The sequence below is a fragment of the Streptomyces coeruleorubidus genome (assembly GCF_028885415.1).
In the GTDB taxonomy this organism is placed as follows: domain Bacteria; phylum Actinomycetota; class Actinomycetes; order Streptomycetales; family Streptomycetaceae; genus Streptomyces; species Streptomyces coeruleorubidus_A.
Genome location: NZ_CP118527.1, coordinates 8,834,617 through 8,858,486 on the forward strand (window position 1 = coordinate 8,834,617; position 23,870 = coordinate 8,858,486).

Sequence of the window (23,870 nt, forward strand, 5' to 3'; positions counted from 1 at the left end):
GGTTCCTCGGTTCTGTGTTGCCCGGAGGTTACGCCCCGGCGAGCCTGTTAGTGAAGAGGGACTCAAGAAACACTTTCCGATGCGCCGGCCTCGGTCCGACCGTCGCCCGCCTTCGGGTGGTCCCGCGCGGCGAGGAACGACGCCATGCGGTCCCGCGCCTCCTGGCCGTCCGCCAGAGCGGCGATCAGCCGCGCCTCTTCGGCGAGGTGGCGGCACAGTTCGTCACCGGTGCCGGCGCGCAGCAGGCCCTTCGCGGCGCGCAGTGCGTCACCGGCGCCGGCGGCCAGGCCGGCCGCGGTGCGGTGGGCCGCGTCGTCCAGTTCCTCGTCGGGCACCGAGCGGGAGACCAGGCCCCATCGTTCGGCGTCGTCGCCGGTCAGGACCCGGTTGGTGAGGATCAGGTCCGCCGCCCTGCGAGGGCCCACCAGGCGCGGCAGGAACCACGAGGCCCCGCAGTCCGGCGTGAGTCCTATCGCCGTGTATGCCAGCCGGAACCGCGCGGACCGGGCCGCCAGGACGATGTCGCCCACCAGCGCCAGGCCGATCCCGCCACCCGCGGCCGCGCCGCGCACGGCGGTCACCACCGGCACCGGCAACTCGTACAGGGTTTGTAGCGCCGTGTGCGCGGCGCTCGCCACGGCATGGACATAGGTGCCGGTATCGGTGCCGCGACCGGCGAAGGCGCGCAGGTCACCGCCCACGCAGAAGCTGCCGCCCGCCGCCCGCAGCAGCACGGCGCCGCCCGGGTCCGCGGCCACCTCGCGGGCGGTGTCCCGCAAGGCCTCGGCCGTCCTCAGATCCAGGGCATTGCCCCGTCCGGCGTCGTCGAGTCTCAGCTCGACGACCCGGTCGGGGTGGCGGACGATCCGGACCGGCTCGGTGCTCACGGCAAGGCTCATGGGTGTTTCTCCTGTGGTCTTCCCGTCTCCGGGTGCTCCCCGTCGCCGAGTACTTCCTGTCCTGGGTGCTTCCCGGCAAGATACTGAAGACGCTATACAGTTTCTAGAATGCGACGGGACCCGATGCCCGTACGCCCGTCGGCGGGAGGTCCCGTGCCCATCCAGTTCGATGCAGATCCGACCGTCGCTCAACTCGCCTCACGGACGACGGAGTTCGTTCGCGAGGTGGTCATTCCGGCCGAACGCGAGTGCGGCGGGTCCGTGCACGACGCCCCCGAGGCCCTGCGGGAGGCCCTGCAGAAGGCCGCCCGTGACGCGGGGGTGTTCGCTCCGCACGTGCCGACGCGCTGGGGCGGACACGGGCTCGACCTGCGCGGGCAGGCGATGGTGTTCGAAGCGGCGGGCTACTCCCTGCTCGGACCGCTGGCGCTGAACTGCGCCGCCCCCGATGAGGGCAACATGCACCTGCTGGAGAAGGTGGCCACCGAAGACCAGAAGCAGAGGTACCTGCGTCCGCTCGCCGCCGGCGAATCGCGGTCCTGCTTCGCCATGACCGAACCGGCTCCCGGGGCGGGTGCCGATCCCCGCTCCCTGCGGACCACCGCGACCCGGGTCCCCGGCGGCTGGCGCATCGACGGGCGCAAGTGGTTCATCACCGGTGCCGAGGGAGCCGGCTTCACCATCGTCATGGCCCGCACCTCCGGCAGTCCCGGCGACCCGGGCGGCGCCACCATGTTCCTGGTCGACGCCGGCAATCCCGGCCTGCGTCTCGTCCGGACCATCGAGACGCTGGACGAGTCGCTCTTCGCGGGGCACAGCGAGATCGCCTTCGAGGAGTGCGTCGTGGGGGAGGAGCAGGTGCTCGGCGCGGTGGACCACGGCTTCGACGGCGCCCAGGTCCGGCTCGGCCCCGCCCGCATGACGCACTGCATGCGCTGGCTGGGGGCTGCCCGCCGCGCCCAGGACGTGGCGCTGGAGCGGGCGGGGAGCCGGATGGCGTTCGGCTCCGCGCTGGGAGACCTCGGCATGGTCCAGCAGATGCTGGCCGACTCGGAGATCGACATCGAGGCGAGCCGCGCCCTGATCCTGCGCACCGCCTGGGAGCTGGACACCGGCTCCGCCGCCGCGCAGCTCACCTCGGTGTCCAAGACCTTCGTGGCGGAGGCGGTGAACCGAGTGGTCGACCGCGCGGTGCAGATCTGCGGAGCGCTCGGCATCTCGGCCGCCGACGCCCCGCTGGCCCGCCTGTTCAGGGAGGTGCGGCCGTTCCGCATCTACGACGGCCCGTCGGAGACACACCGTTTCGCCATAGCGCGCCGCGCGGTGCGGCCCTACCGGCAGCCGCGCACGGGTGTCGTCGACGGCTGACGGCGGCGCCGGGCCAATACGCAACCAAATATTGCACGTAGCCGCCTCCTGTCGTACGCTGATACGCAACTAAAGGTTGCGAAAGGGTTCGGGCATGGAGTACGGCAGTATCGAGCGCGAGATCCACGTCGACGCATCACCGGAGGTGGTCTTCGAGGTCGTCAGCCGGCCGGAGCACATGCGGGAGTGGTGGCCGGACGACGCCCGGTTCAAGTCCGTCGCAGGGGCTCCCGGTGAGCTCTTCTGGCGGGACGGGGCGACCGGCGAGACGATGACCGTCGCGCTCACCGTCGTCGAGGTCGACCCGCCGTCGCGGTTCTCGTTCAGGTGGTGCTACACCGACGCCGAACGCGGCGGGGACTCGTTGCTGGTCACCTTCGACCTGGTGCCGACGGACCAGGGGACCCGCGTGCGGATGACCGAGACCGGGTTCCGCGAGATGGGCTGGGAGATCGCCGTACTCGAGGAGCAGTACCGCGATCACGCGAGCGCGTGGGACCACTACATCCCACGGCTGGGCGCGTACATCGCGCGACGGGTGTCGACCTCATGAGCACGCCGGTCGACGACGAGCTGTGGTCGGCGATCGGTGACCCCACCCGGCGCACCCTGATCGACCTGCTCCTCGCGTCCGGAGCCGGAACGGCCACCTCACTCAGCGCGGGCCTGCCCCTCACCCGGCAGGCCGTGTCCAAACACCTCGCCGTCCTCGACCGGGTCGGGCTGGTTCGTGCCGAGCCGGCCGGTCGCGAGCGGCGCTACCGGGTCGACGAGGCGCAACTCGCCCGCGCGGCCGCGCAACTGGCCGCGGTCGGCACGTCCTGGGACGCCCGACTGCGCCGGATCAAGCACATCGCGGAGGCGATCGAACGCAGCCGCAACCACACCGAAGGAGAATGAAGATGCCCGACATCCTGCATCGCGTCGGCGCCGTCGCGCCGCTGGACGACGTCTACCGGGCCATCGCAACGCCCGAGGGCATCGCAGGCTGGTGGACGACCGACACCACCGGCAAGAGCGAGGTCGGCGGTCAACTCGCCTTCCGCTTCGGCGACGTCGGCGGCTTCGACATGGAGATCCTCGAACTCGACCCAGCCGGCCGGGTTCGGTGGCGCGTCACGGACGGCCCCGCGGAGTGGATCGGCACGGAGATCGACTGGAGCCTCAGCCGGCGCGACGAGTACACGATCGTCCTGTTCAAGCACGAGGGCTGGCGTGAGCCGGTCGAGTTCATGCACCACTGCAGCACGAAGTGGGCGACCTTCCTGATGAGCCTCAAGGACTTCGTGGAGACCGGACGCGGCAGGCCGGCGCCCGATGATGTCCGGATCAGCGACTGGCATTAGGCGTATTGATCAGGAGCGTCGTGCGCCGGGCGGCGAAAAGCGGCAGTCGGTCGCTCATCGTGCGTCGCTATCCGCTCCCTTCACCGGGTCGGCCGGGTATCCGGCCGACGCGGCGGGGAAACGAAGGTCACTGGCCCAGCTCCACCGTCGTCGTGACCCGCGTGAGGGTGGGTTTCCGGGGCACCGAACCGAACCCGAAGCGCACGGGAGGTTCGACCGGTGCCATGACACCGAGGTCGAGGCCCTCGAAGACCGCGGACACCATGCCGACCGGCCGCATGTCCCGTACGCCGTACCACTCGCGGCGGTGCCCACCGGTACGGCCGCGGGTGCGTACGTGGGTCGGCAGCAGGTGGGCGGGGCCGTTCGTCAGGGCAGCCCACGCCGGGCGGGTCGCGAGTACGCCGGGTACGGCCCGCAGGAGGACACCCGCCGGCCGTCGCCGGCCGACAGTGAAGCGCAGCCGGAGCGGCCCCGCGGTGACCGCCCAGGTGTCGTCCGCGACGCTCACGTCGACCGGCACGACACGCACCGTGTCGAAGCTGTAGGCGCCACTGACGAAGGCCGCCGTCCGGTGCGAGGGGGCGAGCAGCAGCCGTTCCCCGTCGGCCCGCTCGATCATCACGTCGCTGAACGGCCCGAACGGCGACCGCTGCCAGTGCCCCAGCACGACGCGCGTCCCGGAGGAGGTGCCCACGCCCGCGATCCAGCCGTCGAAGCGCAGCCGCGGGCGCCCGCCGCGGATGCCGCGCGTGCGGCTCACGGTGCTACTCCCCGGACAGGCCTGGCGTCGGGACAGGCCTCGACGCCCCGAGCCGCACGTGCCGCACTCCTTCCGAGAAGTGCACCAGGGGCTCGGCGGTGGGCGCGGGAAGGCCTGCCGCGGTGGTCAGCGTCTCCTCGAGCACGTCGACGGCGGCGTACGCCAGCGGCCAGGGCTCGTGTTCGACCGGCGTCTCCCAGAGCATGCCGAGCCGACGGGTGTACGCCCGCCAGCGCGAGGTCAGCCACACGTCCCGCTCGGTGGGCGTGATCGGGTCGCCGGGCCGGACCACCAGGCGGTAGGAGGCCTCGCCGACCCACCTGGACCCCGCGTACGAAACGGCGTCCCCGTTCACGGAGACGCTCAGCGTGCCCGGGTTGTACGGCGCGCCCACGGTCCTGGCCGCCAGCATCAGCGGGCAGGCCACCTCGATGGACAGGAACCACAGCCCGTCCGCCCCGTTCCGGTGCCGAACGAAGGTCCGCAGGTTGGTCTCCGCGAACGTCGGGAGCCCGGGCACCCGGGCGGGCACCGCGGGAGGGCGCACATCCGCCATCACGAAGGGGGTGAATCCCACCCAGGCCGACCCCTCGTACTCGTCCACCACCAGTTCCTCGGGCAGCAGCGCCTGGACCGCGTCCGGCGGGAAGGCCCAGTGGACGAACGTCTGCCTCAGCCAGCCGGCCCGAAGGGCGGGAACGCGCACGCGCCGCTGCGCTCCATATGCGACCACACACGGCGAGTCCCCCGGCGTGGCCAGCGGAAACGCACTCCTGCCGGGCATCCAGGCGAGCCGAACGGCACGACTGCTCCGGCGGGGCCGGTCGTCATGCCCAGGGGTGGCCGAAGCCGGCCCGGTAGGCGATCACGACGAGTTGGGCGCGATCGCGGACGCCGAGCTTGGTCATGGTGCGGTTCACATGGGTCTTGGCGGTCCAGGGCGAGACGTGCAGCTGTTCGGCGATGGCGTCGTTGGAGAGGCCGGCGGCCACGAGGACGAGCACTTGGCGCTCGCGTTCGGTCAGGCTCGTCAGTTCCGGGGCGGGAGTGTTCGTCAGGTCGGGTGTGGTGAGGTACTGGGCGACGAGTGCCTTGGTCGCCCTGGGCGACAGCAGTGCCTCTCCGCGGGCGACCAGCCGGATGGCGTCGAGGAGGTCGGAGAGTTCCACGCCCTTTCCGAGGAACCCGCCGGCCCCGGCACGCAGCGCCTGGAAGACGTACTCGTCGGCTTCGAAGGTCGTCAGGATCAGCACCCAGCACGTACGCGCTGAGCGTCTGCCCCACCGGGTCCACCTGCCGGGCCCATCCCTGGTCAGCGGCGGCCGACGGCGCGCCCGCCGACCTCGAGCACATCGCGCACGGAAGCCCCGAACGCATGCTGCGTTGCGCCGGCCGCCCGACGACGAGCCCACCCCGCCCGAACGACAGCTCACGACCCGCGCTTGGACCGAGGCGGGACGGCGGCGCGAGGCGTCCGGGTGGCGCGTCGGGTCAGTCCGGTCGCGGCAGGTGGCCGAGGGCGTTTCGCAGTTGGGCGCGGCCGGTGATGCCGAGCTTGGGGAAGATCTTGTGCAGGTGGAAGCCGATGGTGCGCGGAGACAGGTAGAGCCGGGCACCGATGTCCCGGTTGGTCAGGCCCTCTGCCGCCAGTTGGGCGATCTGCAGTTCCTGCGGCGTCAGGTCGGCCACGGCTTCCGGCGCCGCGCCGGGTGCCGGTGCCACGCCCGCCGCGCGGAGTTCGGCGGCGGTGCGCTCGACCCAGGGTCGGGCGTCCAGCCGTTCGAAGATCTCCAGGGCGGTGCCGAGTACGGGCCGTGCCTCGACGGACCGTCGACGGCGTCGCAGCCATTCGCCGAAGTCCAGGTGCGCGAGGGCGTGCTCGAACGGCCAGCGGGCGGTGACCGGGTCCGTCGCCGCGCGGAAACGGGACTCCGCCTCGTCGGGATCGCCCAGCAGGGCCGAGGCACGGTGCACCACCGCGTCCAGACGGGCGGAGCGGGATTCGCCCATGGCCCGTTCGGCGGCGTGCAGCACGACGCGGGCGTCGGCCGCCTGCCCGGCGCGGACGGCGGCCGCGGCGAGGTCGGAGAGGCAGTACAGGGAGACGTGGTAGTGCACGGGTTCCGGGTGGAAGTCGCGGGTGAAGGCCCGGCGGAGCTGCTCGTACGCCGACTGGTGATCCCCCTCCGCGAGGAACGCCGTCCCGCGTGCCTGACGGTAACGCACGTACAGGCTGCGCGACTTGCGCAGATCGAGGCCGCGCACCGCGCCGCTCGCCCGTGCGTGCGCCGCCGCATGGTCCCCCTGTGCGGCGCGTAACGTGGCCTGGAGGAGCTGCGATCCCACGGTGACGTTGTCCGCTCCCGCCTCGGTCGCCATCCAGAAGGCGTCCTCGGCGGCGGACTGGGCCGCGGTCCAGGCACCGCTGTCGAACAGGGCGAGGGCGAGCGCCCGAGCGAGGGTCGCGTTGGTTCCGGCGGTCGCCGTTCGGCGCAGATGATCCATGGCGTGGCCGTACAGCCGCACGGCCTGGTCGGTCGCGTCCAGGACCGTGGCGGCGGCACCGAGCACGACGAGGGCGGACAGCGAGCCGTCCGGCAGGGCGTCCACGGCGCGGGCCAGCCTCTTCAGAGCCTGTTCCCGCGCGGCGAAGGGATCACTGACCGCCGCCACCCAGAGGCGGTCGCTGCCGTCCTCGTCCGGTTGCGGCGCGATGAGGGCGTTGATCCGCTGGAGTTCGGCCCGGTAGAAGGGATCGCCGGAGTTGTACGCCGGAGTGGCGGCCGTTCCCAGCGCGTCCAGGGCGAGGGCGGGAGCCTGCGTGGCCATGGCCTCGGCCACGTGCAGCAGGAACGCCAGGGAGTCGTCGTGCCGGAGAGTGACGGCCAGCGACCACCCGGCGCGCAGGGACGCCTCCGCGAGCAGCCGCGCGTCGTCCGTCAGGGTGTCGACCCGGGTCGCGATGTCCCCGACCCACTGCGGGTGCCCCGCGAACATGGCCGACGCGGCGGCGCCGAGCAGGCGCCGGGCCCGCTGCTCCGGCTCCGGGGTGAGTTCCGCGGCGCGCTCCAGAGCGGCGGCCGCAGCCGCGTGACCGCCGCGCTGCCGGGAGCGTTCCGCGCTGTCCGCCAGGGCGGTGGCGACCTGTTCGTCGGGGCCCAGCGCGGCCGCGGCCAGATGCCAGGCCCGGCGATCGGGCTCCTTCGCGAACGTGGCGGCGAGCGCCAGGTGGGCCTCGCGGCGTTCGGCGAAGGAGGCGGCCTGGTAGATCGCGGAGCGGACCAGCGGGTGGCGCAGACGTACCTGGCCGCCCTCGACGCGCACCAGACCGGCCTCCTCGGCGGGCCGCCAGACCTGTACGCCGTCCAGGCCCGGTGCCGCGTGCAGGACGTCCGAAAGCCGCTCGGTACCGGCGGCTGCCGCCAGGAGCAGGACCCGGCGGGTGGACTCCGGCAGGGTGGGCAGATCGGCGGCGAAGAGGCGCTCCAGCCGGGCGGTCACGGGGAGCGTGTCGACCGAGCCGATGTCACGGCCGGCCGGATCCTTGGCGAAGGCCCGCGTCAGCTCGATGAGGGCCAGCGGGTTCCCGGCCGCCTGCCGCAGGATCTGCGACCGGGCCCGGCCCTTCGGCGGATGCGGCTGTGCATCCAGCAGGAGACCGGCCGCGGCCCGGTCCAGCGGACCGGCCGTCAGATGCGGGAAGTCGTGGTCGAAGCGCGCCGGCACCGCCTCGTCGCGGGCGGCGAGCAGCATCGCCGCGGGTTCGCCCTCGAGACGCCGGGCGACGAACGCGAGCGCGTCCAGCGAGCCGACGTCCAGCCACTGGGCGTCGTCGACGACGATCAGCAGCGGGCGCTCCGACGCCGCGTCCGACAGCAGGGTCAACACACCGAGTCTGATGAGCAGTTGGTCGGGTGTCCGCGGCGCGTCCGTCTCGTCCGTCTCGTCCGTACCGAACGCGCGGCGCAGGGCTTCGCGCTGCCGCGGAGGAAGTCCCTCAACCCCGGCGAGGACCGGGCGGAGCAACTGGTGCACGCCCGCGAAAGCCAGGTCCTCCTCGCCTTCGCTGCCGCGCACCCGGAGCACCCGTCGACCGCGGGCAGCGGCCTGCGACGCGGCCCGGTCCACCAGGGTGCTCTTGCCCGCTCCCGGCTCACCGACCAGCACGAGTACCTTCGGGCCGCCGCCGTCCTCGGCGTGGATCAGCTGAGCGATCCGCGCCATCTCCCGGTCCCTGCCGAGGATCTCCGGCGTGTGTGCCTGTCCGGCGCCGACGTCCATGTGCTGCCTCCGTCCGACCATCCCCCCGACGAACCGGCCCCCCTCCGAGGCGCCCGCTCATCGCTCCGATGATCATCCTGCCAGGTCACCCGCGGATGGTCCGGCCGGTTCCCGTCGGCGGGTGCGCATGACTGGTCACATGACATAAGCGCGTCCTCCCGAGGCTCTGACAGCATCCGGATCCGTCAGGCGGCTCCGCAGCCGGTCGGCTCGGAACCCGGTGGGATCCGACGCGCGGCAGCGGTGCCCCTGCGTCGAACGCGACATCACCTCGGAAGGGCGGGAGACCATGACGCCGGTCGCACCGGTACGCGAGGAAGGACCGCTCCAGGGCGGCGCCACGGTGGTCGGCGACCGGCTCGCCGCGCAGGGCCACGACGGCGGGGTACGTGGTCGTGAAGCCGCTGAGCAGAGCGGCCGCCGGGCTCGTCGAGCGCGTTGCCGTGAGGGCCCTGCTGATCCGGGCGTCCGTCGGCCGGCACCTCACCGAGCCCCGTCCGAGCCCGCCCCCCTCGCCCACGTCCGCCACATCTGCGTGCGCTGGTGGCGTCACGCCCACCGACCCGCCTCGCAGGCCTGAGTTTTCCGTGAGGGAAATCCGCAGGACCGAAAGAGTTCAGCGAGCCCGCCCCGGCAGTGCGGCGCTCCAGGCACTCGTCGACGAACTCGCGGAGGAGCTCGGCCGGTCCGACTACCGGCTCCCGGACCTTCCTGCAGAGCGAGGAAAGTTCTCAGCCGGATTCCCACGGCGCGCGGTGGTCGGTGCACGACGGTGCCGTACACCGGCGCTGACAGGGGCGCATTTACCTTTCCATGAAATCCCCCGCCGCCTTCAACGGCGTGGTGGAGAAGTTTCTGGCAGAGCCGGCGGAATTCCTGGCTTCGGCCGCCAGTTGAGCGAAAACGGTTGGAGTTCTTATGACCGAGTTAGTGATGACTCGTGTGTCCGACATCGTTCAGATGCTGTCGGCGATGCCCGACGAGGGGGAGGGCGAATTCCTGTACCTGGGCCTGCACGTCCGGGGGACGGTCGCGCTCACCCGGGCCGGGGAGGGCGGGACCTTCATGGAGCCGGGTGACATGGTGTTCTGCGATCCGGCCCGGCGTGACGTCCTCCGGTTCGGTGAGGACTGCCTGATGACGTACTTCCGAACAACCCGCCGCTACCTGGGCGTTGCGGAGCCGGACCTGGACCGGGTCGTGGGCGTGCCGGTGCGGCACGGCGTCGGTATGGGTGCGCTGGTGTCGGGCTTCCTGTCCGCGCTCGCCGCCCAGGCGGGAGTCCACCGGTCGACGATCGGTGACCGGCTCGCCCGCAGTGCCGTGGACCTCCTCGCCGTCCTCGTCATGGAACTCCTTCAGGCGGAGACGGGAGGGGAGACGTCCGGCGCGTCGAAGGCCGGCGGCGAGATGCTGTCGCGGATCCGGGCCTTCATCGACGAGCATCTGAGGGAGCCGGAGCTGTCACCGGAATCGATCGCACGCGCGCATCACATCTCCGTGCGCTATCTGCACAAGCTCTTCCAGGACGACGGCACCACAGTGGGCCAGTGGGTACGGCAGCGCAGGCTGGCGTCCAGCAGGCAGGAGCTGGGCCGGACGTCGAATCGCAGGACAACCGTGGCCGCCGTGGCGCACCGCTGGGGATTCAGCAGCCCCTCGCACTTCAGCCGCACGTTCCGGGACGCCTACGGTATGTCCCCCCGCGAATGGCAGGCGTTGGCGGCGTCGGACGTCGGCTCGCCGGCCGGCCGATCGCACTCTCCGCAGTAACGGCGGACGGTCCGGGCCCGAACACCAGGGGAGGGACCGGCCAGTGCGCGGACGGGGAGGGATCGGCTCCGTCCGCCCCGTGCAGCGGCCGGCGACGCAGGGTGAACGCACTGACCAGCAGCAACGCGCTCCCGGCGAGAAGCGGGACGGCGAGGCTCAGCCGGTCGGCCAGGGCGCCCCACAGCGGCGCCGCCAGCGCCTGGCCGCAGCGGGGCAGGAACAGGAGACACTTCTCCCTCAGGGATGTGTTTGGTCAAGGTCCAAGGCCAGTAGGTTCGTGCGGTCGAGGGCGGGCCGAGCCGTAGGGGTGTGCATGAGTGATAGCCAGGTCACGATCAAGCTCACGAGTGACGAGGCACTGGTGCTGTCGCACTGGCTGGAGAAGCTCCAGATGACGGACCTCAGCCGCGTTGTCGACGATCCGGCGGTCTGGGCGCCGATCCATCGGATCGCCGGAACGCTGGACAAGGCGCTTCCTGGGCTGTTCGCGCCTGACTATGACCAGCGGCTTGAGGCCGCTCGTCAGCGGCTTCGGCCGGAGGAATGACCCAGCGGTCTGGACTCCTCACCTGGCCGCAGCCGGTTGGGGCTCGTGAGAAGGTTCCGCTCAGGGCCGGGGGCGGACCCAGGGGGCATCACCGGCCGAGAGCCGGTGTGTGATCACGGTGATGACCGCGAGCAGCAGCAGCGTCAGACCCAGCGCGAAGGAGAGGCGGCCGTGCACGATGATCCCGGCGCCGGCGAGGGCGCCGAGGAACATGGCGAGCACGGAGAGGATCCGGCGCCCGGGACGTGGCGCTTCGCCGCCCGCCCGGGTGGAGTCGGCGGCCAGACCCGTCAGGGTCAGGGTCAGGACGGTCGTGGTGAGGTCCGGTACGCCGAGCCGGCGGGCGACCGCGTTCTGCAGGCCCATGGCGAGCCCCAGGCACACGATCAGGATGTACCGGACGCCGGTGGTGATCCGGTCGTCCGCTACGACGGCGACGACCACGGTCACCGCGACCAGGGCTGTTTGCACCGTCGTCGCGGCGCGCAGCAGACGGCCGCGGTGCGCGGCGGACCGCGTGCCGAGCACGCCCCCGGCGAACGCGCCGAGGAGGAACGCGGCCATCGAGACCACGGACGCGAGCGCGGACAGGCCCCCGGCGCCGGCCAGGGCGAACCCGAGGAAGACCACATTGCCGGTCATGTTGGCGACGAAGACATGACCGAGCGCCAGGTAGCTGACGGCGTCGACCATGCCGGTGGCCACCGTCAGGGCCAGCATCAGGGGAGGCAGCGGACCGTGCCGCTCCTCGTGACGCGGCACCAGGGTGCGGGCCGCGTCACTCAGCAGCCTGCGCATGCCGCACCCCTTCCGGTGCGGTGGCCGACCGGTGCAGCACCAGGCGGGTGAGCAAGCCGCTCACCGGTCCCAGCACGAGGGCGGCGACGGCGACCCACTCCGGCCAGGGGGCGATGCCCGACGCGTGGTCCACGGACCACCGTCCGGGCCCGGTGAGGGCCAGCGCGGCGGAGACGACGACAAGAACCAGCGGATACTCGTAGCCGTCGTGCTGCACCCACAAGCCCTTGGGCCGCTTCACGCTGCCCGCGACCGTCATCACGCCCATCGCCGCCAGCGCCGCCAGGGGTGTGAGCAGGCCGGCTGCCAGGAACAGGCCGGAACCGATCTGACCGGCGCCGGCGACGAGTGCGGTGAGCCGGCCGCCGCGGAATCCGTCACGGCGGAACTCCTCGGTCCCGCCCGCCAAGCCGTCTCCTCCGAGCCGGAAGCTCACCTTCTGCACACCGTGCCCGGCGATGAGCAAGCCCACCACCAGCCGGAGGACCAGCAGTCCAGCGTCCATCGTGTTCCCGCCTGTTCCTGTCCGTTCCTGACGTTCCCGTGCCGGTGCGGGGATCAGCCGGCGGCGTGGGCACCGATGACGGCCTGCGCGTAGACGATGCCGAGGCCGTAGGCCCCGGCGTGCTCCTTCACCACGTCCGTCGTCGCGGAGTAGGTGTCGGTCCGGGCCCAGTCGCGCTGCAGCTCCAGGAGCACCTGCACCCAGGTCACCGGGACCGCCCCGGCCTGGATCATGCGCTGGACGGCGTGCTCGTGGGCCTGCGGGCTGACACCGCCGGAGGCGTCGGTGACGACGTACACCTCGTAGCCCTGGGCGAGGGCGGAGAGCGTGGGAAGGACGATGCAGACCTCGGTCCACAGGCCGGCGAGGACGAGTTTCCTGCGGCCGGTGGACTTGACCGCCTCGACGAAGTCCAGGTCCTCCCAGGCGTTCATCGTGGTGCGGTCGATGATCTTCTGCTCGGGGAAGACGTCCGCCAGCTGCGGAAGGAGGGGGCCGGAGAAGGACTCGGCGGCCACGGTGCTCAGCACGACCGGCACGTCGAAGGCCCTGGCGGCCTTGGCCAGCCCCACGGTGGCGTTGATGATCGCGGTGCGGTCGCCGCTGCCGATGCCGAAGAACATCTGCGGCTGGTGGTCCACGAACAGCACCGCACAGTTGTCCGGGGTGAGCAGGTCGGGGCTGGGGGCCGCGGTGACCTCGGCGATGTCGACCATGAGTGGCAGCCTTTCTGGGTGGGCGTGGCGCGGACCGCTGTCCGGGCCATGGGAAGAACCCGTCCGGTTGGACGGAGGGGAGGGGTGTCCCGGGAGGGGCGGCGACAAAGGCCGCTCGCCTTCCGGGAGTTCAGAGGACGAAGCAGGGGTCGAAGGGGGCGCTCGCGGCCTCCGGGGCGAGGCCCCGCGCGACGCGCCACTGGCGGTGCTCCTCCGACTCGGCGATGGCATGGCCGAGCGACTCCGCCTGGCGGGCGCCGGCAACGGCCGCCCGGCCCGACGCCTGATAGCCGCCGAAGTGCGCCACCGGGCTCCAGACCGGGGCGACCGGGGGCAACTCCTCGTCGAGCCCCTCGTACTCGGCGGCGGCGTAGACGATCCGGCCGCCCGTCACCGTCAGCAGCGACTCGATGTGCGCGATGTCCGGCTCGGGCACGTCGAAGTAGTCCCGGGAAAGGACCGCCAGGTCCGCGTAACACCCCGGCCGGAGCACGCCCTTGACCTCGGCCTCGCCGGTCAGTTCGGCGCCGGCGCGCGTGTACATCGCCAGCGCCGTGTGCCGGTCGACGCGGTTCTCCGGTGGACGCAGCGCCAGATCGCCGACGCTGCGGCCGCTGACGAGCCAGTGCAGGGCGACCCAGGGGTTGTACGACGAGACCCGGGTGGCGTCGGTGCCGGCGCCCACGGTCAGGCCGCGGTCCAGCATGGCCCTGATCGGCGGGGCGTCCGCGGCCGCTCCGGGGCCGTAGCGCCGTACGAACGCCTCGCCCTGGAAGGAGAGACGGTTCTGCACGGACATCGCGCCGCCGAGGGCCGCGATGCGGTCGAGGCTGTCCGGCGAGACGGTCTCCGCGTGGTCGAACAGCCACCGGTTCCCGGCCGGGAAGAGACCTTCCGCGGCGAGCTTCTCGAACACCGCGAGGTCACGGCGGATGGTCTCGTCGTACGTGGCGTGCAGCCGGAACCCCCACCCGTTCTCCACCAGCAGGCGCACCGCCTTCTCGAACTCCGCCTCGTAGTCGGAAGCGAGTTCCGGACGCGGCTGGACGAAGTTCTCGAAGTCGGCGGCCGCCCAGGTGAGATTCTCGCCCGCGCCGTTCAGACGCAGCCACTCGTCACCGTCCTCGGGGCGGGCCATTTCGATCCAGCGGGCGAGATCGTCGATCTCCTGACCGGGAGTCTGCGGAAACAGGTGATAGGCGATACGCAACGACAACTGCCCGGCCTTGGCCAGTTCGACGACGGTGGCGTAGTTGTCGGGGAAGTTCTGGAAACCGCCGGCGGCGTCTATCGCCGAGGTGAGTCCGAATCGGTTCAACTCGCGCAGGAAATGCCGGGTGGAGGTTTTCCGGTCCTCCTCGCTCTCCAGTCCGGGGGCCTTCGCCAGGGTCGAGTAGAGGATGAGGGCGCTGGGGGCGGCCAGCAGCATGCCGGTCGGTTCCCCGTCCCGGCCCCGGACGATCCGGCCGCCCCTGGGGTCGGGTGTGTCCCGGGTGAAGCCCGCGGCCTTGAGCGCCGCCCGGTTCAGCACGGCCGACTGGTAAAGGTGCAGGACGAACACCGGAGTGTCCGGGGCGGCGGCGTTCAGCTCGGCGACGGTCGGCAGCCGGCGTTCGGCGAACTGCTCGGCCGACCAGCCCCCCACCACCCGTACCCACTGGCCCTTCGGGGTGCGGGCGGCCTGCTCACGCAGCATCGCCAGGCACTGACGCAGGCTGCGCACACCGTCCCAGCGCAGCTCCAGTACATAGTTGAGGCCCCCGCGGATCACGTGCAGATGAGCGTCGTTGAGGCCGGGGATCACCCGCCGCCCGAGCGCGTCCACCACCTTGGTGCCCGCGCCGACCCGGGGGGCCACGTCCTTGTCGTCACCGACGACCGTGATCACGCCGTCGCGGACGGCCAGTGCCTCCGCGTACGGGTGGTGCGAATCGCCCGTATGGATCTTCGCGTTGCGGACGACCAGGTCCGCGGCGTCGCCGGTGGCCGACGGAACCAGCCCGCCGACCGGCATGGTTGACATCTCTTGAAAACTCCCCTGGAAAAACGACGTCGGTTCGGTGATATGTGAAATCCCGTGGAAACCGCGGTTTGTTCGTCACCACGTTAGACACGACCGAGCGATTCCCTGTCCTGCCAGTGCACCGGGCATGGCTTCACAGCGCACCGACTGAGAATTGGAACCCGCGGCAGCCGCCTGGCCGACGGCGCAGGCGCCGCCGTGGTGTTCCCCGAGTACGACCTGTCTCCCGAGGCTCGCTACCCGGTCGCGTCGAGCAGAACTACGCCGTGGCGCGACCAGTACACGTACCGACGAGGCCGAGCGGGCCGAGATCACCGCCTCCCCGCTGCGCGCCGCCTCCGAGCAACTCGCGGATCTGCCCCTGGCCCTGGTCATCACCGCCGAGGCCGACGTGCCGCGCGACGAGGGCGAGGCGTACGCGGGCAAGCTCCGCCAGGCCGGCGTCCCGGTCGCCGCCGTGCGCGCGGGCTCGCCGCCGACGCCGCCTACGTCCTCGAAGAGGGCGAAAGCCTCGGCCGGTTGCAGGGCCGCTTCCCCGCCAACCTGCTGGTGAGCCACCTGAAGCAGTGGTCGTACCTCGTCGAGGGCGGTGAGCCCGCGGGGAAGGCCACCATCGCCGCCGACGTCGCCCAGGTGCTGGCCGTCTCTCAGCGGCCGCTGGAGAACCTGCCGACCGGGGTATTGACGCCTCTTTCCTCCGGTGCCATTGTTGCCGCCACATAGACATCAGATGTCTGATGTCTGATGACGAGTACGGACTGAAGAGGTTCCCGCCATGTCGCTCTCCGACGACCTCGCCGAGCAGCTGCTCACCGCGATCATCGACGGCCAGTACCCGCCCGACTCCGCCCTTCCCCCCGAGGGTGAGCTTTCGGAGCAGGGCGGGATCAGCCGACTGACCGTGCGCGAGGCGGTCAAGCAGCTGCGCGCCCAGAACGTCGTCAGGGTGGTGCGCGGCCGCGGCACCTACGTCAACCCGCCGGACCGGTGGACCGCCCTGGAGCCGGTCGTGCGGGCGGCCTCGCGCGCATCGAGCGGGGCACTGTCGGAGCGGCTGATCGAGGCGCGCCGGCTCATCGAGAACGGCGCGTGCGAGCTCGCCGCCTCCCGCCGCACAGAGGAGGACCTGGAAGCGCTGCGTCAGCATCTGTCGGCCATGCGTGAGGCCGCCGACGCGGGCGACACCGAGCAGTTCGTGCAGGCCGACATCGACTTCCACGACACGGTGATGCGGGCGACGGGCAATCTGTTCGTCCCGCTGCTCTTCGAGCCGTTCGGCCCACTGCTCGTCGAGGGGCGCCGGCAGACCTCGGCCGTCCCCGAGATCCGTACGAACGCCATCGAGCACCACGAGCGGGTGCTCGCCGCGCTGGAGTCCGGCAGCCCCGAGGCCGCCCGGGCCGCCATGGACGGTCACATGAACCAGACCGCCGACGACCTGCGCACCCACGTGATCAAACGCGACCTCGACTGACGCTCCTTCCCTCAACTCCCCGCCACGCAACAGGAATTCGCCATGCCCCTACCCCTGCATGCCCAGACGCGGCCCGTCCCCGAGGCCGCGGTGCTGGAAGGGCTCCCTCCGGTCCGCGAGGTGAGCGCCGCCGAGGTGGCCGCCCGCGTGTCCGGCGGCCCCCGTCTCGTCGTCCTCGACGACGACCCGACCGGCACCCAGACCGTCGCCGACGTCCCCGTCCTGACCACCTGGACGGTGGACGACCTGTGCTGGGCGCTGCGCCAGGACAGCACCGCCTTCTTCGTCCTCACCAACACCCGCAGCCTGTCGCCGCAGGACGCCGCCACCCGCAACCGCGAGGTGGTCCGCGCCCTGCACACGGCATCGGCGGCCGAGGGCACCGGTTACGTCCTGGCCAGCCGCGGCGACTCGACCCTGCGCGGTCACTTCCCGCTGGAGACCGACGTCCTCGCCCAGGAGCTCACCGAACTGGGCGCCGGCGCTCCGGACGGCGTCGTGCTGGTCCCCGCCTACATCGAGGCGGGCCGGCTGACCGTCGGCTCCCACCACTGGATGCGGACGGCCGACGGGCTGCTGCCGGTCGGCGAGAGCGAGTTCGCCCGCGACGCCACCTTCGGCTACCGGAACTCCTCGCTGCCGGACTGGGTCGAGGAGAAGACGGACGGACGCGTGCCCGCGGACGAGGTCCTGCGCATCACCCTCGACGACCTGCGCGGCGGCGGCCCGGCGCACACGGCGCGGCTGCTGTCCTCGCTGCGCGGCGGACGCACGGCCGTGGTCGACGCGGTGTGCGACGACGACCTACGGGTCCTGGCCCTGGCCCTCGCCCAGGCGGAGGGGAACGGCACACGGCTGCTGTACCGGGTCGGGCCGTCCTTCGTCAGGGCGCGTGCCGGACAGGCCGGGCGGGCACCGCTCACCCCCGCGCAACTGCGCCCGCTGTGCGGTGACGCGCCCCATGGCCTGATCGCCGTGGGGTCCCATGTGTCGCTCACGACACGGCAGTTGGACCGGCTGCGGGAGCGGGGCGGGATCGCCGAGTACGAGCTGGACGTGGTCCTCCTGCTCGACGACAAGCGGCGCGACGCCCACATCGCCGAGGTCGCTGCCGCGGCGGCCGGTGCGCTGCACTCGGCCGACGCCGTGATCCGCACCTCGCGCGCTCTGGTGACGGGCGCCGACGCGGACGACAGCCTGACGATCTCCCGCCGGGTCTCGGCCGCGCTCGTGGAGGCCGTGTGCCGGGTCAACGCCATCCGGCGGCCCGCCTTCGTCGTCGCCAAGGGCGGCATCACCTCCAGCGACACCGCCACCCACGGCCTTCAGATCCGCCGTGCCTGGGCCCGGGGCACGCTGCTGCCGGGCATCGTCTCCCTCTGGGAGCCCGTGGACGGCCCCGCCGCCGGCATCCCCTTCATCGTCTTCGCCGGAAACGTCGGCGGCGCCGACGCCCTCGCCGACGCCCTCGACCTGCTCAGGAGCGCCTGATGCTGCTCCACGGAACCGACGCCCTGAAGGAGGCCGCGGCCGCCGGCCACGCCCTGCCCGCCTTCGTCGCCTACAACCTGGAGACGGTCCAGGGCATCACGGCCGCCGCCGAGGCCGCCGGACTGCCCCTCCTGATCCAGGCGGGTTCCAGCCCCTTCGAGCACGCCGGGCGCGAGCCCCTGATGCGACTGGCACTGGACGCCGCCGCACGCTCCGCCGCCCCGCTCGGTGTGCACCTCGACCACAGCCGTGACCTGGACGAGATCACGGCCTGCCTGGAGGCCGGCTACACCTCCGTCATGGTCGACGGCTCCCACCTGCCCTTCGCCGAGAACATCGCGCTGACGAAGGAGGCGGTCCGGCGGGCCCGCGCCCACGGCGCCTGGGTGGAGGCCGAACTCGGTGCCCTCCCCGGCGACGAGGACGTCTCCACCGACGCCGTCGCGCCGTACGGGGCGATGACCGATCCGGCGCAGGCGGCCGAGTTCGTCGCCGCGACGGGCGTGGACGCGCTCGCCGTGGCCGTCGGCAACGTCCACGGCTTCACCAAGGACCCCGTCCGCCTCGACCTGGACCGGCTGGCCGCGATCCACGAGGCCGTACCGGTACCGCTCGTCCTGCACGGCGCCAGCGGCCTGCCCGTCGAGGAGCTGCACGGCGCCCTCGCGCGTGGCGTCGCCAAGGTCAACGTCAACGCCGAACTGCGCCGCGCTTATCTGGAGGCCGTCCGCGCGACCCTCCCGGCCGCCCTGCCCGGCTCCGACGTCCTCTCCCTGTGGGCGGCGGGCCGCGACGCGGTCCGGGACGCCGCCCTGGACGTCATCGGCCGCCTCACCCCCCGCGCCGAGGAAGCAAACGCGTGACCCCGGCCCAGCTCCGCTGACCACCACCCTCGCAGTACTGCCGTACGGCAATAGACCGGCCTACGGCCGCCCACAGCGTCGCACCACCCACGCGAGCCGCCCCGAGAGCCGCCGGCCCCTGCGCCATCCCCACGCAGCAGCCGCGTCGGACCGTATCCCCTCCCCACCTGCCAGGGCTTTCCCCACCCCCGGCAGCCCACCCGCTCCCCACCTCTCCTTCCCCAGGAGGACAAAGATGTCTCCGCACCCCCGTCCCCACACGGCCGTCATAGGCCTGGGCGCCATGGGACTCCCCATGGCGCACCGCCTGGCCGGCGAACTGCCCGTCTCCGTCTACGACATCGCCGCCGACCGGCGCGCAGCCCTGGCCGCCGAGGGCGCCCGCGACGCGGCGTCTCCGGCCGAGGCCGCCCGTGACGCCGATGTCGTCGTGCTCGCCGTACGCGACCAGGCGCAGGTCGAGGACGCGCTGTTCGGCGAGAACGGCGCCGCCGAAACGCTGCGCCCCGGCGCGGTCGTGATCCTCACCAGCACGGTCGGCCCGGAAGCGGCCCGCACGACCGCCCGGCGGCTCGCCGAGCGCGGTGTGCTCACCGTGGACGCGCCCGTCAGCGGCGGCCCGGTCCGGGCAGGCGAGGGCGACCTGCTGATCGTCGTCGGCGCCGAGGACGTGGCCCTGAAGACGGCCCGGCCGGTCCTCGACCTGCTCGCCTCGACACTCACGGTCGTAGGCCCGCGCAGCGGTGACGGCCAGGCGATGAAGGCCGTCAACCAGCTGCTGGCCGGCGTGCACATCGCGGCCGCGGCCGAGGCCGTCGCGCTCGCCCGCGGGCTCGGACTCGACCCGGCCACGGTCGTCGACAGCCTCAAGCACGGCGCCGCCGGCTCCTTCATGTTCGCCGACCGCGGTCCGCGCATGGTCCAGACGTACGACGACGGACCCGAGCCCGAGGTCAAGTCGCGCCTCGACATCTTCGTCAAGGACATGGGCATCGTCACCGGCATCGCCAAGGACGCCCACGTCCCGGTGCCACTGGCCGCCGCGGCCGAACAGCTCTACCTGCTCGGCGAGCGCGCCGGACTCGGCGCCCGCGACGACTCCTCCGTCGTCACCGTCCTGTCTCCCCAGTCCCCGGAAGGAGAGGGACGATGAGCCACACCGCTCTGCTCGTCATCGCGGTCGCCGGTGTCGCGACCCTGCTCCTGCTCATTCTCAGAGCCAAGGTCCAGCCCTTCGTCGCCCTCGTCGTCGTCAGCATCGGCGTCGCGCTGGCCGCGGGCGTGCCGGCCGCCGACCTGGTGAAGACCATCGAGGACGGCATGGGCTCCACCCTGGGCCACATCGCCACCATCATCGCGCTGGGCGCGATGATCGGCCGGATCGTCGAACTCTCCGGAGGCGCCCACGCGTTCGCGCACCACCTCATCGAGCGGTTCGGCTCCCGGCGCACCCCGCTCGCCCTGACCGTCGCCGGGTTCGTCCTGGGCATCCCGGTCTTCTTCGAGGTCGGCCTGATCATCCTCATGCCGATCGCGTACGGGGTCGCCCGCGCCTCCCGCAAGCCGCTGCTGATCTACGCGCTGCCCATGGGCGCCGCGATGCTCACCGTGCACGCCTTCCTGCCGCCGCACCCCGGCGCGGTCGCGGTCGTCGAGACGATCGGCGCCAGCCAGGGCCTGGTGCTGTTGATGGGCATCCCCGTCACGGCCGTTGTCGTCCTGCTCGGTTACCTCGTCTCACGTCGGCTGTCCCGCTGCGAGTACCCGATGGACCCGGCGGTGTACGCCGAGGTGTACGGGGAGACGAGCGCGGACGCGGGCACGTCCGGCCCGGCGGGGACAGCGGGCGGAACGCCGACCGGCGGAGCGCCGGGCGACGGCGGCGGGCATGCCACAGCGGTGCTGACCAAGCCCGCCGACACGGGCACCGGCCTCCGGACGCCGTCCTTCGGCATGGTCCTGACGCTGATCGTCACCCCGATCCTGCTGATCCTCCTCGGCACCATCGGCCAGAACACGCTCGCCGAGGGCTCCACCCTGCGAGCCGTACTCACCGTCCTGGGCGCCCCGATGGTGGCACTGCTCATCGACGTCGCCCTGTGCGGCTACTTCCTGGGGGCCCGTCGCGGCTGGAACCGCGTACGCATCGCCGAGGTCATGGGCTCCGCGCTGCCGCCCGTCGCGATGGTGATCCTGGTCGCGGGCGCGGGCGGTGTCTTCGGCAAGGTCCTGGTCGCCAGCGGCGTCGGCGACGCGATCGCCGACGTCCTGGAGCGCACCGGCCTTCCCGTGCTGCTGCTGGCCTTCCTCACCTCCCTCGCCATGCGCGCCGCCCAGGGCTCGGCGACCGTCGCCCTCATCACCACCGCCGGCATCCTCACCCCCCTGCTGCACCGCGCCGACCTGTCCACCGGCCACCTGTCGCTGGTGGCCCTGGCGATGGGCGGGGGAGCCCTCGCGCTGTCCCACATCAACGACGCCGGATACTGGATGTTCACCAAGCTCGCCGGTCTCGACGTCGCGGCGGGGCTGCGCACGTGGACGGTGCTGACGACGGTCATGGGATGCGCGGGCTTCGCCCTCACCGCGGTCCTGTGGCCGCTGGTCTGACCGGCACGCGGACGTGGTTGTCAGTCGACGGAGGCCATGAAGTTCAGCATCCTGCGGTTGATCTCCGCCGCGTGGTCGATCTGCGGCCCGTGGCCCGTGTCGGAGATGATCTCGGCTCGGGCCCCGGGGACCAGGCGCGGCACACGCTCCGCCTGCCGCTTCGGGTGCACGAGGAGGCTTCGCTTGCCGAGCACCAGATAGAGCGGGGTCCGGATGGTGGACAGCTCCTCCTCGGACAGGGGAAGCGGCACCGGGCGGCGTATGCGGTGGGCGCGAACGGCCGTTCTGATCATCGTGCGCAGTTCCGGCATGACGAGGACCGGCTGTTCCAGCCAGGCCGCCAGCCGTGGGCGGAGCGCCTTGGGCGCGAAGGTCGCGAAGAAGCCGGCGAAGATCCAGACGAAGAAGCGCAACCCCACCTTCTCCAGGCCGCCGGGGTCGAGCAGGGTGACCGAGGCGAGGCGACCGGGCCTGCGGTGGGCCTGGTTCAGGGCGAGCCATCCGCCGTAGGAGGTGCCGACGAGGTGGACCCGGTCGAGGCCGAGTCCGGCGAGTGTCTCGTCCAGCCACTGGGCGGCGTGTTCGGGGTGGTGGATCGGCTCGCGCTGCACGCTGCGGCCGGGATCGCCCGGGGTGTCGATCGCGTAGACCGGGCGATCCGCACTGAGGGCCGGGGTGTTCGGGTACCACATGGCGGAGCAGGAGCCGGCCCCGTGCACCAGGACGACCGGGGTGCGGGATCGGGCGGCCTCGTCGGCGGGGCCATAGCGGTAGACGTGCGTGGTGGCGAAGGACGTCTCCACGTCCTCCTCCGCGAGCGCGGGCGCTCCGAGGGCGTAGACCGCATCGCATGCCGTGAAGTAGCGCTCCCGCCAGGTATCGCTCACGTAGCGGCCGACATCGGACTGGGTGCGGGCAGCGGTCTCGGGCATGGCCACCTCCGGCGTCTCGGTTTTGTGATACGACCGTACCACGATGTTGGTACGGTCGTATCATCAAAGGGTCCCCACGGAGCCAGAGCAGGAACGACGAGCGGAGAACCGGCCGATGCCCAAGCGCGTGGACCACGCAGAACGGCGCACCCAGATCGCCGAGGCGCTCGTCCGCGTCGCCGGCCGGCGCGGACTGCATGCCGTGGGGATGCGCGATGTGGCAGCGGAGGCGGGCGTATCACTGCGGCTGGTGCAGTACTACTTCCAGACCAAGGAGAAGTTGCTGCTCTTCGGGCTCGAACATCTGGCGGAGAGGTTCGGGGAGCGGGTCTCCGCCCGTGTCCGGGCCGCCGGGGACAGCCCCGGTCCGCGCGCGATGGTCGAGGCGCTGCTGATGGCGGCGCTGCCGACGGACGACGAGAGCCGCACCTTCCACCACCTCTACACGTCCTACGCCGTTCTGTCCGTCAACGACCGGGCGCTGGCAGCCCAGCCCTTCATCAAGAACCCTGACGCCGCCGAAGACGCCCTGACCGAACTCCTCCGGCAGGCGAAAGGGGCAGATCTGCTCGAGCCCGGTGTGGACGCACGGTTGGAGGCGGCCGGCCTGCTCGCCATGTCCGCGGGACTCGGCACCGGCATCCTCGTCGGCCAGCGCAGTCCGCAGTCCGCGACCACGGTCCTGGACCACCATCTCAACCGCATCTTCCGCACAAGTTGACTCGACTGGTTGACGGGCGGCCGTTCAACTCGCGGGAGTGGCGGGGCACTTCGGTTCCTGATCATCGTGTTCCACAGTCCCACTGTGGACGTCCGCACCCTTCATCGGGGTTCGTCGGACTCTCCCGTCAGCGGCGGGTTACTGTACGGACACGCCGCGCTGCCCTCGGTCGGCTCAGGAGGAACACTGTGTCATCGCCCTGCGACCCCCAGCACGCGCCCGCCGGCGATGTGGGCGCAGCACTCATGATGATCGACTCTCGGCTCAAGTCCATCTACGACGGCAGGTCCCAGACCGACGCCGAACAACAAGCGCTGACCGACCAGTTCGCCGTGTCCTTGGGACCCCGCGGCGTCGATGACCTGCTGGACGGCGCGTGCACGCTCATCTACATGTTCATGCAGTGGCTGCGGATGGCCTACGAGGACCACGGCAAGGACGTCATCGAGTACGTGGTGCCCAACCTCGTGGCCACGATGCGCATGATGCCCAAGAGCGTCCGTCCCGAAGCCATCCCCACCATGGCTGGACTGCTCGTCGCTGCAGGCACCGGACTGAGCCCCAGCCTGTGGCGCAGGCAGTACGGAGACTGGACCATGGACGAGATGAATCCCCTGGAAGCCACCGCCTTCCTGCTCGCGGAGCACATCAACCGACTCACCGACGACCGCGACTTCGCCTCCCGCATGATCACCGAGGCCCTGGCCAGGGCGGACGAAGCCTGACGTGCGGCCTTTGGGTACCCAGCGCTGAAACGCTC

General features: G+C 71.8%; 23 protein-coding genes and 2 pseudogenes. 15 read left to right on the plus strand and 10 right to left on the minus strand.

Annotation, left to right across the window (positions count from 1 at the left end):
* Positions 1-62: 62 nt before the first annotated feature.
* Complete coding sequence (locus PV963_RS40575) at positions 63-899, minus strand: enoyl-CoA hydratase/isomerase family protein (RefSeq protein WP_274821437.1); 837 nt, start codon at positions 897-899, stop codon at positions 63-65.
* Between the two features lie 153 nt (positions 900-1,052).
* On the opposite strand from PV963_RS40575, the gene PV963_RS40580 reads away from it, so the two are divergent.
* The 4 genes from PV963_RS40580 to PV963_RS40595 all read left to right on the plus strand — a co-directional run bounded on the left by PV963_RS40580 (position 1,053) and on the right by PV963_RS40595 (position 3,613).
* Entirely contained in the window at positions 1,053-2,267 is a 1,215-nt protein-coding gene (locus PV963_RS40580; protein WP_274821438.1) for an acyl-CoA dehydrogenase family protein, read from the plus strand.
* A gap of 94 nt (positions 2,268-2,361) precedes the next feature.
* Complete coding sequence (locus PV963_RS40585; RefSeq protein WP_274821439.1) at positions 2,362-2,820, plus strand: SRPBCC domain-containing protein; 459 nt, start codon at positions 2,362-2,364, stop codon at positions 2,818-2,820.
* Positions 2,817-3,167 carry an ArsR/SmtB family transcription factor gene (locus tag PV963_RS40590; protein WP_274821440.1) on the plus strand — a complete coding sequence of 117 codons (351 nt, stop codon included), beginning with the start codon at positions 2,817-2,819 and terminating at the stop codon, positions 3,165-3,167. The genes PV963_RS40585 and PV963_RS40590 overlap by 4 nt, the downstream gene beginning before the upstream one ends.
* Positions 3,168-3,169: 2 nt before the next feature.
* On the plus strand, positions 3,170-3,613 hold the full coding sequence (locus PV963_RS40595) for an SRPBCC family protein (protein WP_274821441.1): 444 nt from the start codon (positions 3,170-3,172) through the stop codon (positions 3,611-3,613).
* Between the two features lie 127 nt (positions 3,614-3,740).
* Here the strand turns inward: PV963_RS40595 and PV963_RS40600 are convergent, their stop codons facing one another.
* The 4 genes and pseudogenes from PV963_RS40600 to PV963_RS40615 all read right to left on the minus strand — a co-directional run bounded on the left by PV963_RS40600 (position 3,741) and on the right by PV963_RS40615 (position 8,657).
* Entirely contained in the window at positions 3,741-4,376 is a 636-nt protein-coding gene (locus PV963_RS40600; protein ID WP_274821442.1) for a hypothetical protein, read from the minus strand.
* A 4-nt stretch (positions 4,377-4,380) separates the two neighbouring features.
* On the minus strand, positions 4,381-5,082 hold the full coding sequence (locus PV963_RS40605) for a YqjF family protein (protein WP_274821443.1): 702 nt from the start codon (positions 5,080-5,082) through the stop codon (positions 4,381-4,383).
* Between the two features lie 121 nt (positions 5,083-5,203).
* Positions 5,204-5,629, minus strand: a pseudogene (locus tag PV963_RS40610) (LuxR C-terminal-related transcriptional regulator); the annotation flags it as partial.
* 238 nt (positions 5,630-5,867) lie between these two features.
* Positions 5,868-8,657 carry an ATP-binding protein gene (locus PV963_RS40615; protein ID WP_274821444.1) on the minus strand — a complete coding sequence of 930 codons (2,790 nt, stop codon included), beginning with the start codon at positions 8,655-8,657 and terminating at the stop codon, positions 5,868-5,870.
* Positions 8,658-9,599: 942 nt separating this feature from the next.
* On the opposite strand from PV963_RS40615, the gene PV963_RS40620 reads away from it, so the two are divergent.
* Together PV963_RS40620 and PV963_RS40625 are read left to right on the plus strand one after the other, a co-directional pair.
* Complete coding sequence (locus PV963_RS40620; protein WP_274821445.1) at positions 9,600-10,430, plus strand: helix-turn-helix domain-containing protein; 831 nt, start codon at positions 9,600-9,602, stop codon at positions 10,428-10,430.
* 313 nt (positions 10,431-10,743) lie between these two features.
* Positions 10,744-10,977 (plus strand): hypothetical protein, encoded by a 234-nt coding sequence (locus tag PV963_RS40625; RefSeq protein WP_274821446.1) that lies wholly within the window; start codon positions 10,744-10,746, stop codon positions 10,975-10,977.
* A gap of 60 nt (positions 10,978-11,037) precedes the next feature.
* Here PV963_RS40625 and PV963_RS40630 read toward each other — a convergent pair whose 3' ends face one another.
* From PV963_RS40630 to PV963_RS40645, 4 genes are all read right to left on the minus strand, one after another.
* The gene (locus PV963_RS40630; protein WP_274821447.1) at positions 11,038-11,775 is read right to left on the minus strand and encodes a YoaK family protein; all 738 of its coding nucleotides are present in this window, start codon (positions 11,773-11,775) and stop codon (positions 11,038-11,040) included.
* Positions 11,756-12,280, minus strand: a complete 525-nt coding sequence (locus tag PV963_RS40635) for a DoxX family protein (RefSeq protein ID WP_274821448.1) — start codon at positions 12,278-12,280, stop codon at positions 11,756-11,758. Before PV963_RS40635 ends, PV963_RS40630 begins: the two co-directional genes overlap by 20 nt.
* 53 nt (positions 12,281-12,333) lie before the next feature.
* Positions 12,334-12,996 carry a hydrolase gene (locus tag PV963_RS40640; protein WP_274821449.1) on the minus strand — a complete coding sequence of 221 codons (663 nt, stop codon included), beginning with the start codon at positions 12,994-12,996 and terminating at the stop codon, positions 12,334-12,336.
* Between the two features lie 130 nt (positions 12,997-13,126).
* Entirely contained in the window at positions 13,127-15,019 is a 1,893-nt protein-coding gene (locus PV963_RS40645) for an amidohydrolase (protein ID WP_274821450.1), read from the minus strand.
* 174 nt (positions 15,020-15,193) lie between these two features.
* On the opposite strand from PV963_RS40645, the pseudogene PV963_RS40650 reads away from it, so the two are divergent.
* The 7 genes and pseudogenes from PV963_RS40650 to PV963_RS40680 form a co-directional block, all read left to right on the plus strand.
* Positions 15,194-15,482, plus strand: a pseudogene (locus tag PV963_RS40650) (alpha/beta hydrolase fold domain-containing protein); the annotation flags it as partial.
* Positions 15,483-15,568: 86 nt separating this feature from the next.
* On the plus strand, positions 15,569-15,742 hold the full coding sequence (locus PV963_RS44190; protein WP_425540990.1) for a hypothetical protein: 174 nt from the start codon (positions 15,569-15,571) through the stop codon (positions 15,740-15,742).
* Between the two features lie 52 nt (positions 15,743-15,794).
* Complete coding sequence (locus PV963_RS40660) at positions 15,795-16,493, plus strand: FadR/GntR family transcriptional regulator (RefSeq protein WP_274821451.1); 699 nt, start codon at positions 15,795-15,797, stop codon at positions 16,491-16,493.
* A 42-nt stretch (positions 16,494-16,535) separates the two neighbouring features.
* The gene (locus PV963_RS40665; protein ID WP_274821452.1) at positions 16,536-17,984 is read left to right on the plus strand and encodes a four-carbon acid sugar kinase family protein; all 1,449 of its coding nucleotides are present in this window, start codon (positions 16,536-16,538) and stop codon (positions 17,982-17,984) included.
* Positions 17,984-18,847: a class II fructose-bisphosphate aldolase gene (locus PV963_RS40670; RefSeq protein WP_274821453.1), complete on the plus strand. Its 864-nt coding sequence runs from the start codon at positions 17,984-17,986 to the stop codon at positions 18,845-18,847. The genes PV963_RS40665 and PV963_RS40670 overlap by 1 nt, the downstream gene beginning before the upstream one ends.
* Before the next feature lie 235 nt (positions 18,848-19,082).
* A complete protein-coding gene (locus tag PV963_RS40675; protein ID WP_274821454.1) occupies positions 19,083-20,000 on the plus strand; it encodes an NAD(P)-dependent oxidoreductase in 918 nt (305 codons plus the stop codon).
* Positions 19,997-21,457 carry an SLC13 family permease gene (locus PV963_RS40680; protein WP_274821455.1) on the plus strand — a complete coding sequence of 487 codons (1,461 nt, stop codon included), beginning with the start codon at positions 19,997-19,999 and terminating at the stop codon, positions 21,455-21,457. Before PV963_RS40675 ends, PV963_RS40680 begins: the two co-directional genes overlap by 4 nt.
* Before the next feature lie 20 nt (positions 21,458-21,477).
* On the opposite strand, the gene PV963_RS40685 is transcribed toward PV963_RS40680, so the two are convergent.
* The gene (locus PV963_RS40685) at positions 21,478-22,389 is read right to left on the minus strand and encodes an alpha/beta fold hydrolase (RefSeq protein WP_274821456.1); all 912 of its coding nucleotides are present in this window, start codon (positions 22,387-22,389) and stop codon (positions 21,478-21,480) included.
* Positions 22,390-22,504: 115 nt separating this feature from the next.
* On the opposite strand from PV963_RS40685, the gene PV963_RS40690 reads away from it, so the two are divergent.
* Both PV963_RS40690 and PV963_RS40695 read left to right on the plus strand, forming a co-directional pair.
* Entirely contained in the window at positions 22,505-23,110 is a 606-nt protein-coding gene (locus PV963_RS40690) for a TetR/AcrR family transcriptional regulator (RefSeq protein ID WP_274821457.1), read from the plus strand.
* A 188-nt stretch (positions 23,111-23,298) separates the two neighbouring features.
* Positions 23,299-23,835 carry a hypothetical protein gene (locus PV963_RS40695; RefSeq protein WP_274821458.1) on the plus strand — a complete coding sequence of 179 codons (537 nt, stop codon included), beginning with the start codon at positions 23,299-23,301 and terminating at the stop codon, positions 23,833-23,835.
* Positions 23,836-23,870 lie beyond the last annotated feature (35 nt).

Bases quoted from the DNA above. Each gene is read 5' to 3' on its own strand.
- PV963_RS40575 (WP_274821437.1), bottom strand. From the start codon at position 899: ATGAGCCTTGCCGTGAGCACCGAGCCGGTCCGGATCGTCCGCCACCCC.
- PV963_RS40585 (WP_274821439.1), top strand. From the start codon at position 2,362: ATGGAGTACGGCAGTATCGAGCGCGAGATCCACGTCGACGCATCACCG.
- PV963_RS40590 (WP_274821440.1), top strand. From the start codon at position 2,817: ATGAGCACGCCGGTCGACGACGAGCTGTGGTCGGCGATCGGTGACCCC.
- PV963_RS40595 (WP_274821441.1), top strand. From the start codon at position 3,170: ATGCCCGACATCCTGCATCGCGTCGGCGCCGTCGCGCCGCTGGACGAC.
- PV963_RS40615 (WP_274821444.1), bottom strand. From the start codon at position 8,657: ATGGACGTCGGCGCCGGACAGGCACACACGCCGGAGATCCTCGGCAGG.
- PV963_RS40625 (WP_274821446.1), top strand. From the start codon at position 10,744: ATGAGTGATAGCCAGGTCACGATCAAGCTCACGAGTGACGAGGCACTG.
- PV963_RS40630 (WP_274821447.1), bottom strand. From the start codon at position 11,775: ATGCGCAGGCTGCTGAGTGACGCGGCCCGCACCCTGGTGCCGCGTCAC.
- PV963_RS40635 (WP_274821448.1), bottom strand. From the start codon at position 12,280: ATGGACGCTGGACTGCTGGTCCTCCGGCTGGTGGTGGGCTTGCTCATC.
- PV963_RS40640 (WP_274821449.1), bottom strand. From the start codon at position 12,996: ATGGTCGACATCGCCGAGGTCACCGCGGCCCCCAGCCCCGACCTGCTC.
- PV963_RS40645 (WP_274821450.1), bottom strand. From the start codon at position 15,019: ATGTCAACCATGCCGGTCGGCGGGCTGGTTCCGTCGGCCACCGGCGAC.
- PV963_RS40660 (WP_274821451.1), top strand. From the start codon at position 15,795: ATGTCGCTCTCCGACGACCTCGCCGAGCAGCTGCTCACCGCGATCATC.
- PV963_RS40665 (WP_274821452.1), top strand. From the start codon at position 16,536: ATGCCCCTACCCCTGCATGCCCAGACGCGGCCCGTCCCCGAGGCCGCG.
- PV963_RS40670 (WP_274821453.1), top strand. From the start codon at position 17,984: ATGCTGCTCCACGGAACCGACGCCCTGAAGGAGGCCGCGGCCGCCGGC.
- PV963_RS40675 (WP_274821454.1), top strand. From the start codon at position 19,083: ATGTCTCCGCACCCCCGTCCCCACACGGCCGTCATAGGCCTGGGCGCC.
- PV963_RS40680 (WP_274821455.1), top strand. From the start codon at position 19,997: ATGAGCCACACCGCTCTGCTCGTCATCGCGGTCGCCGGTGTCGCGACC.
- PV963_RS40685 (WP_274821456.1), bottom strand. From the start codon at position 22,389: ATGCCCGAGACCGCTGCCCGCACCCAGTCCGATGTCGGCCGCTACGTG.
- PV963_RS40690 (WP_274821457.1), top strand. From the start codon at position 22,505: ATGCCCAAGCGCGTGGACCACGCAGAACGGCGCACCCAGATCGCCGAG.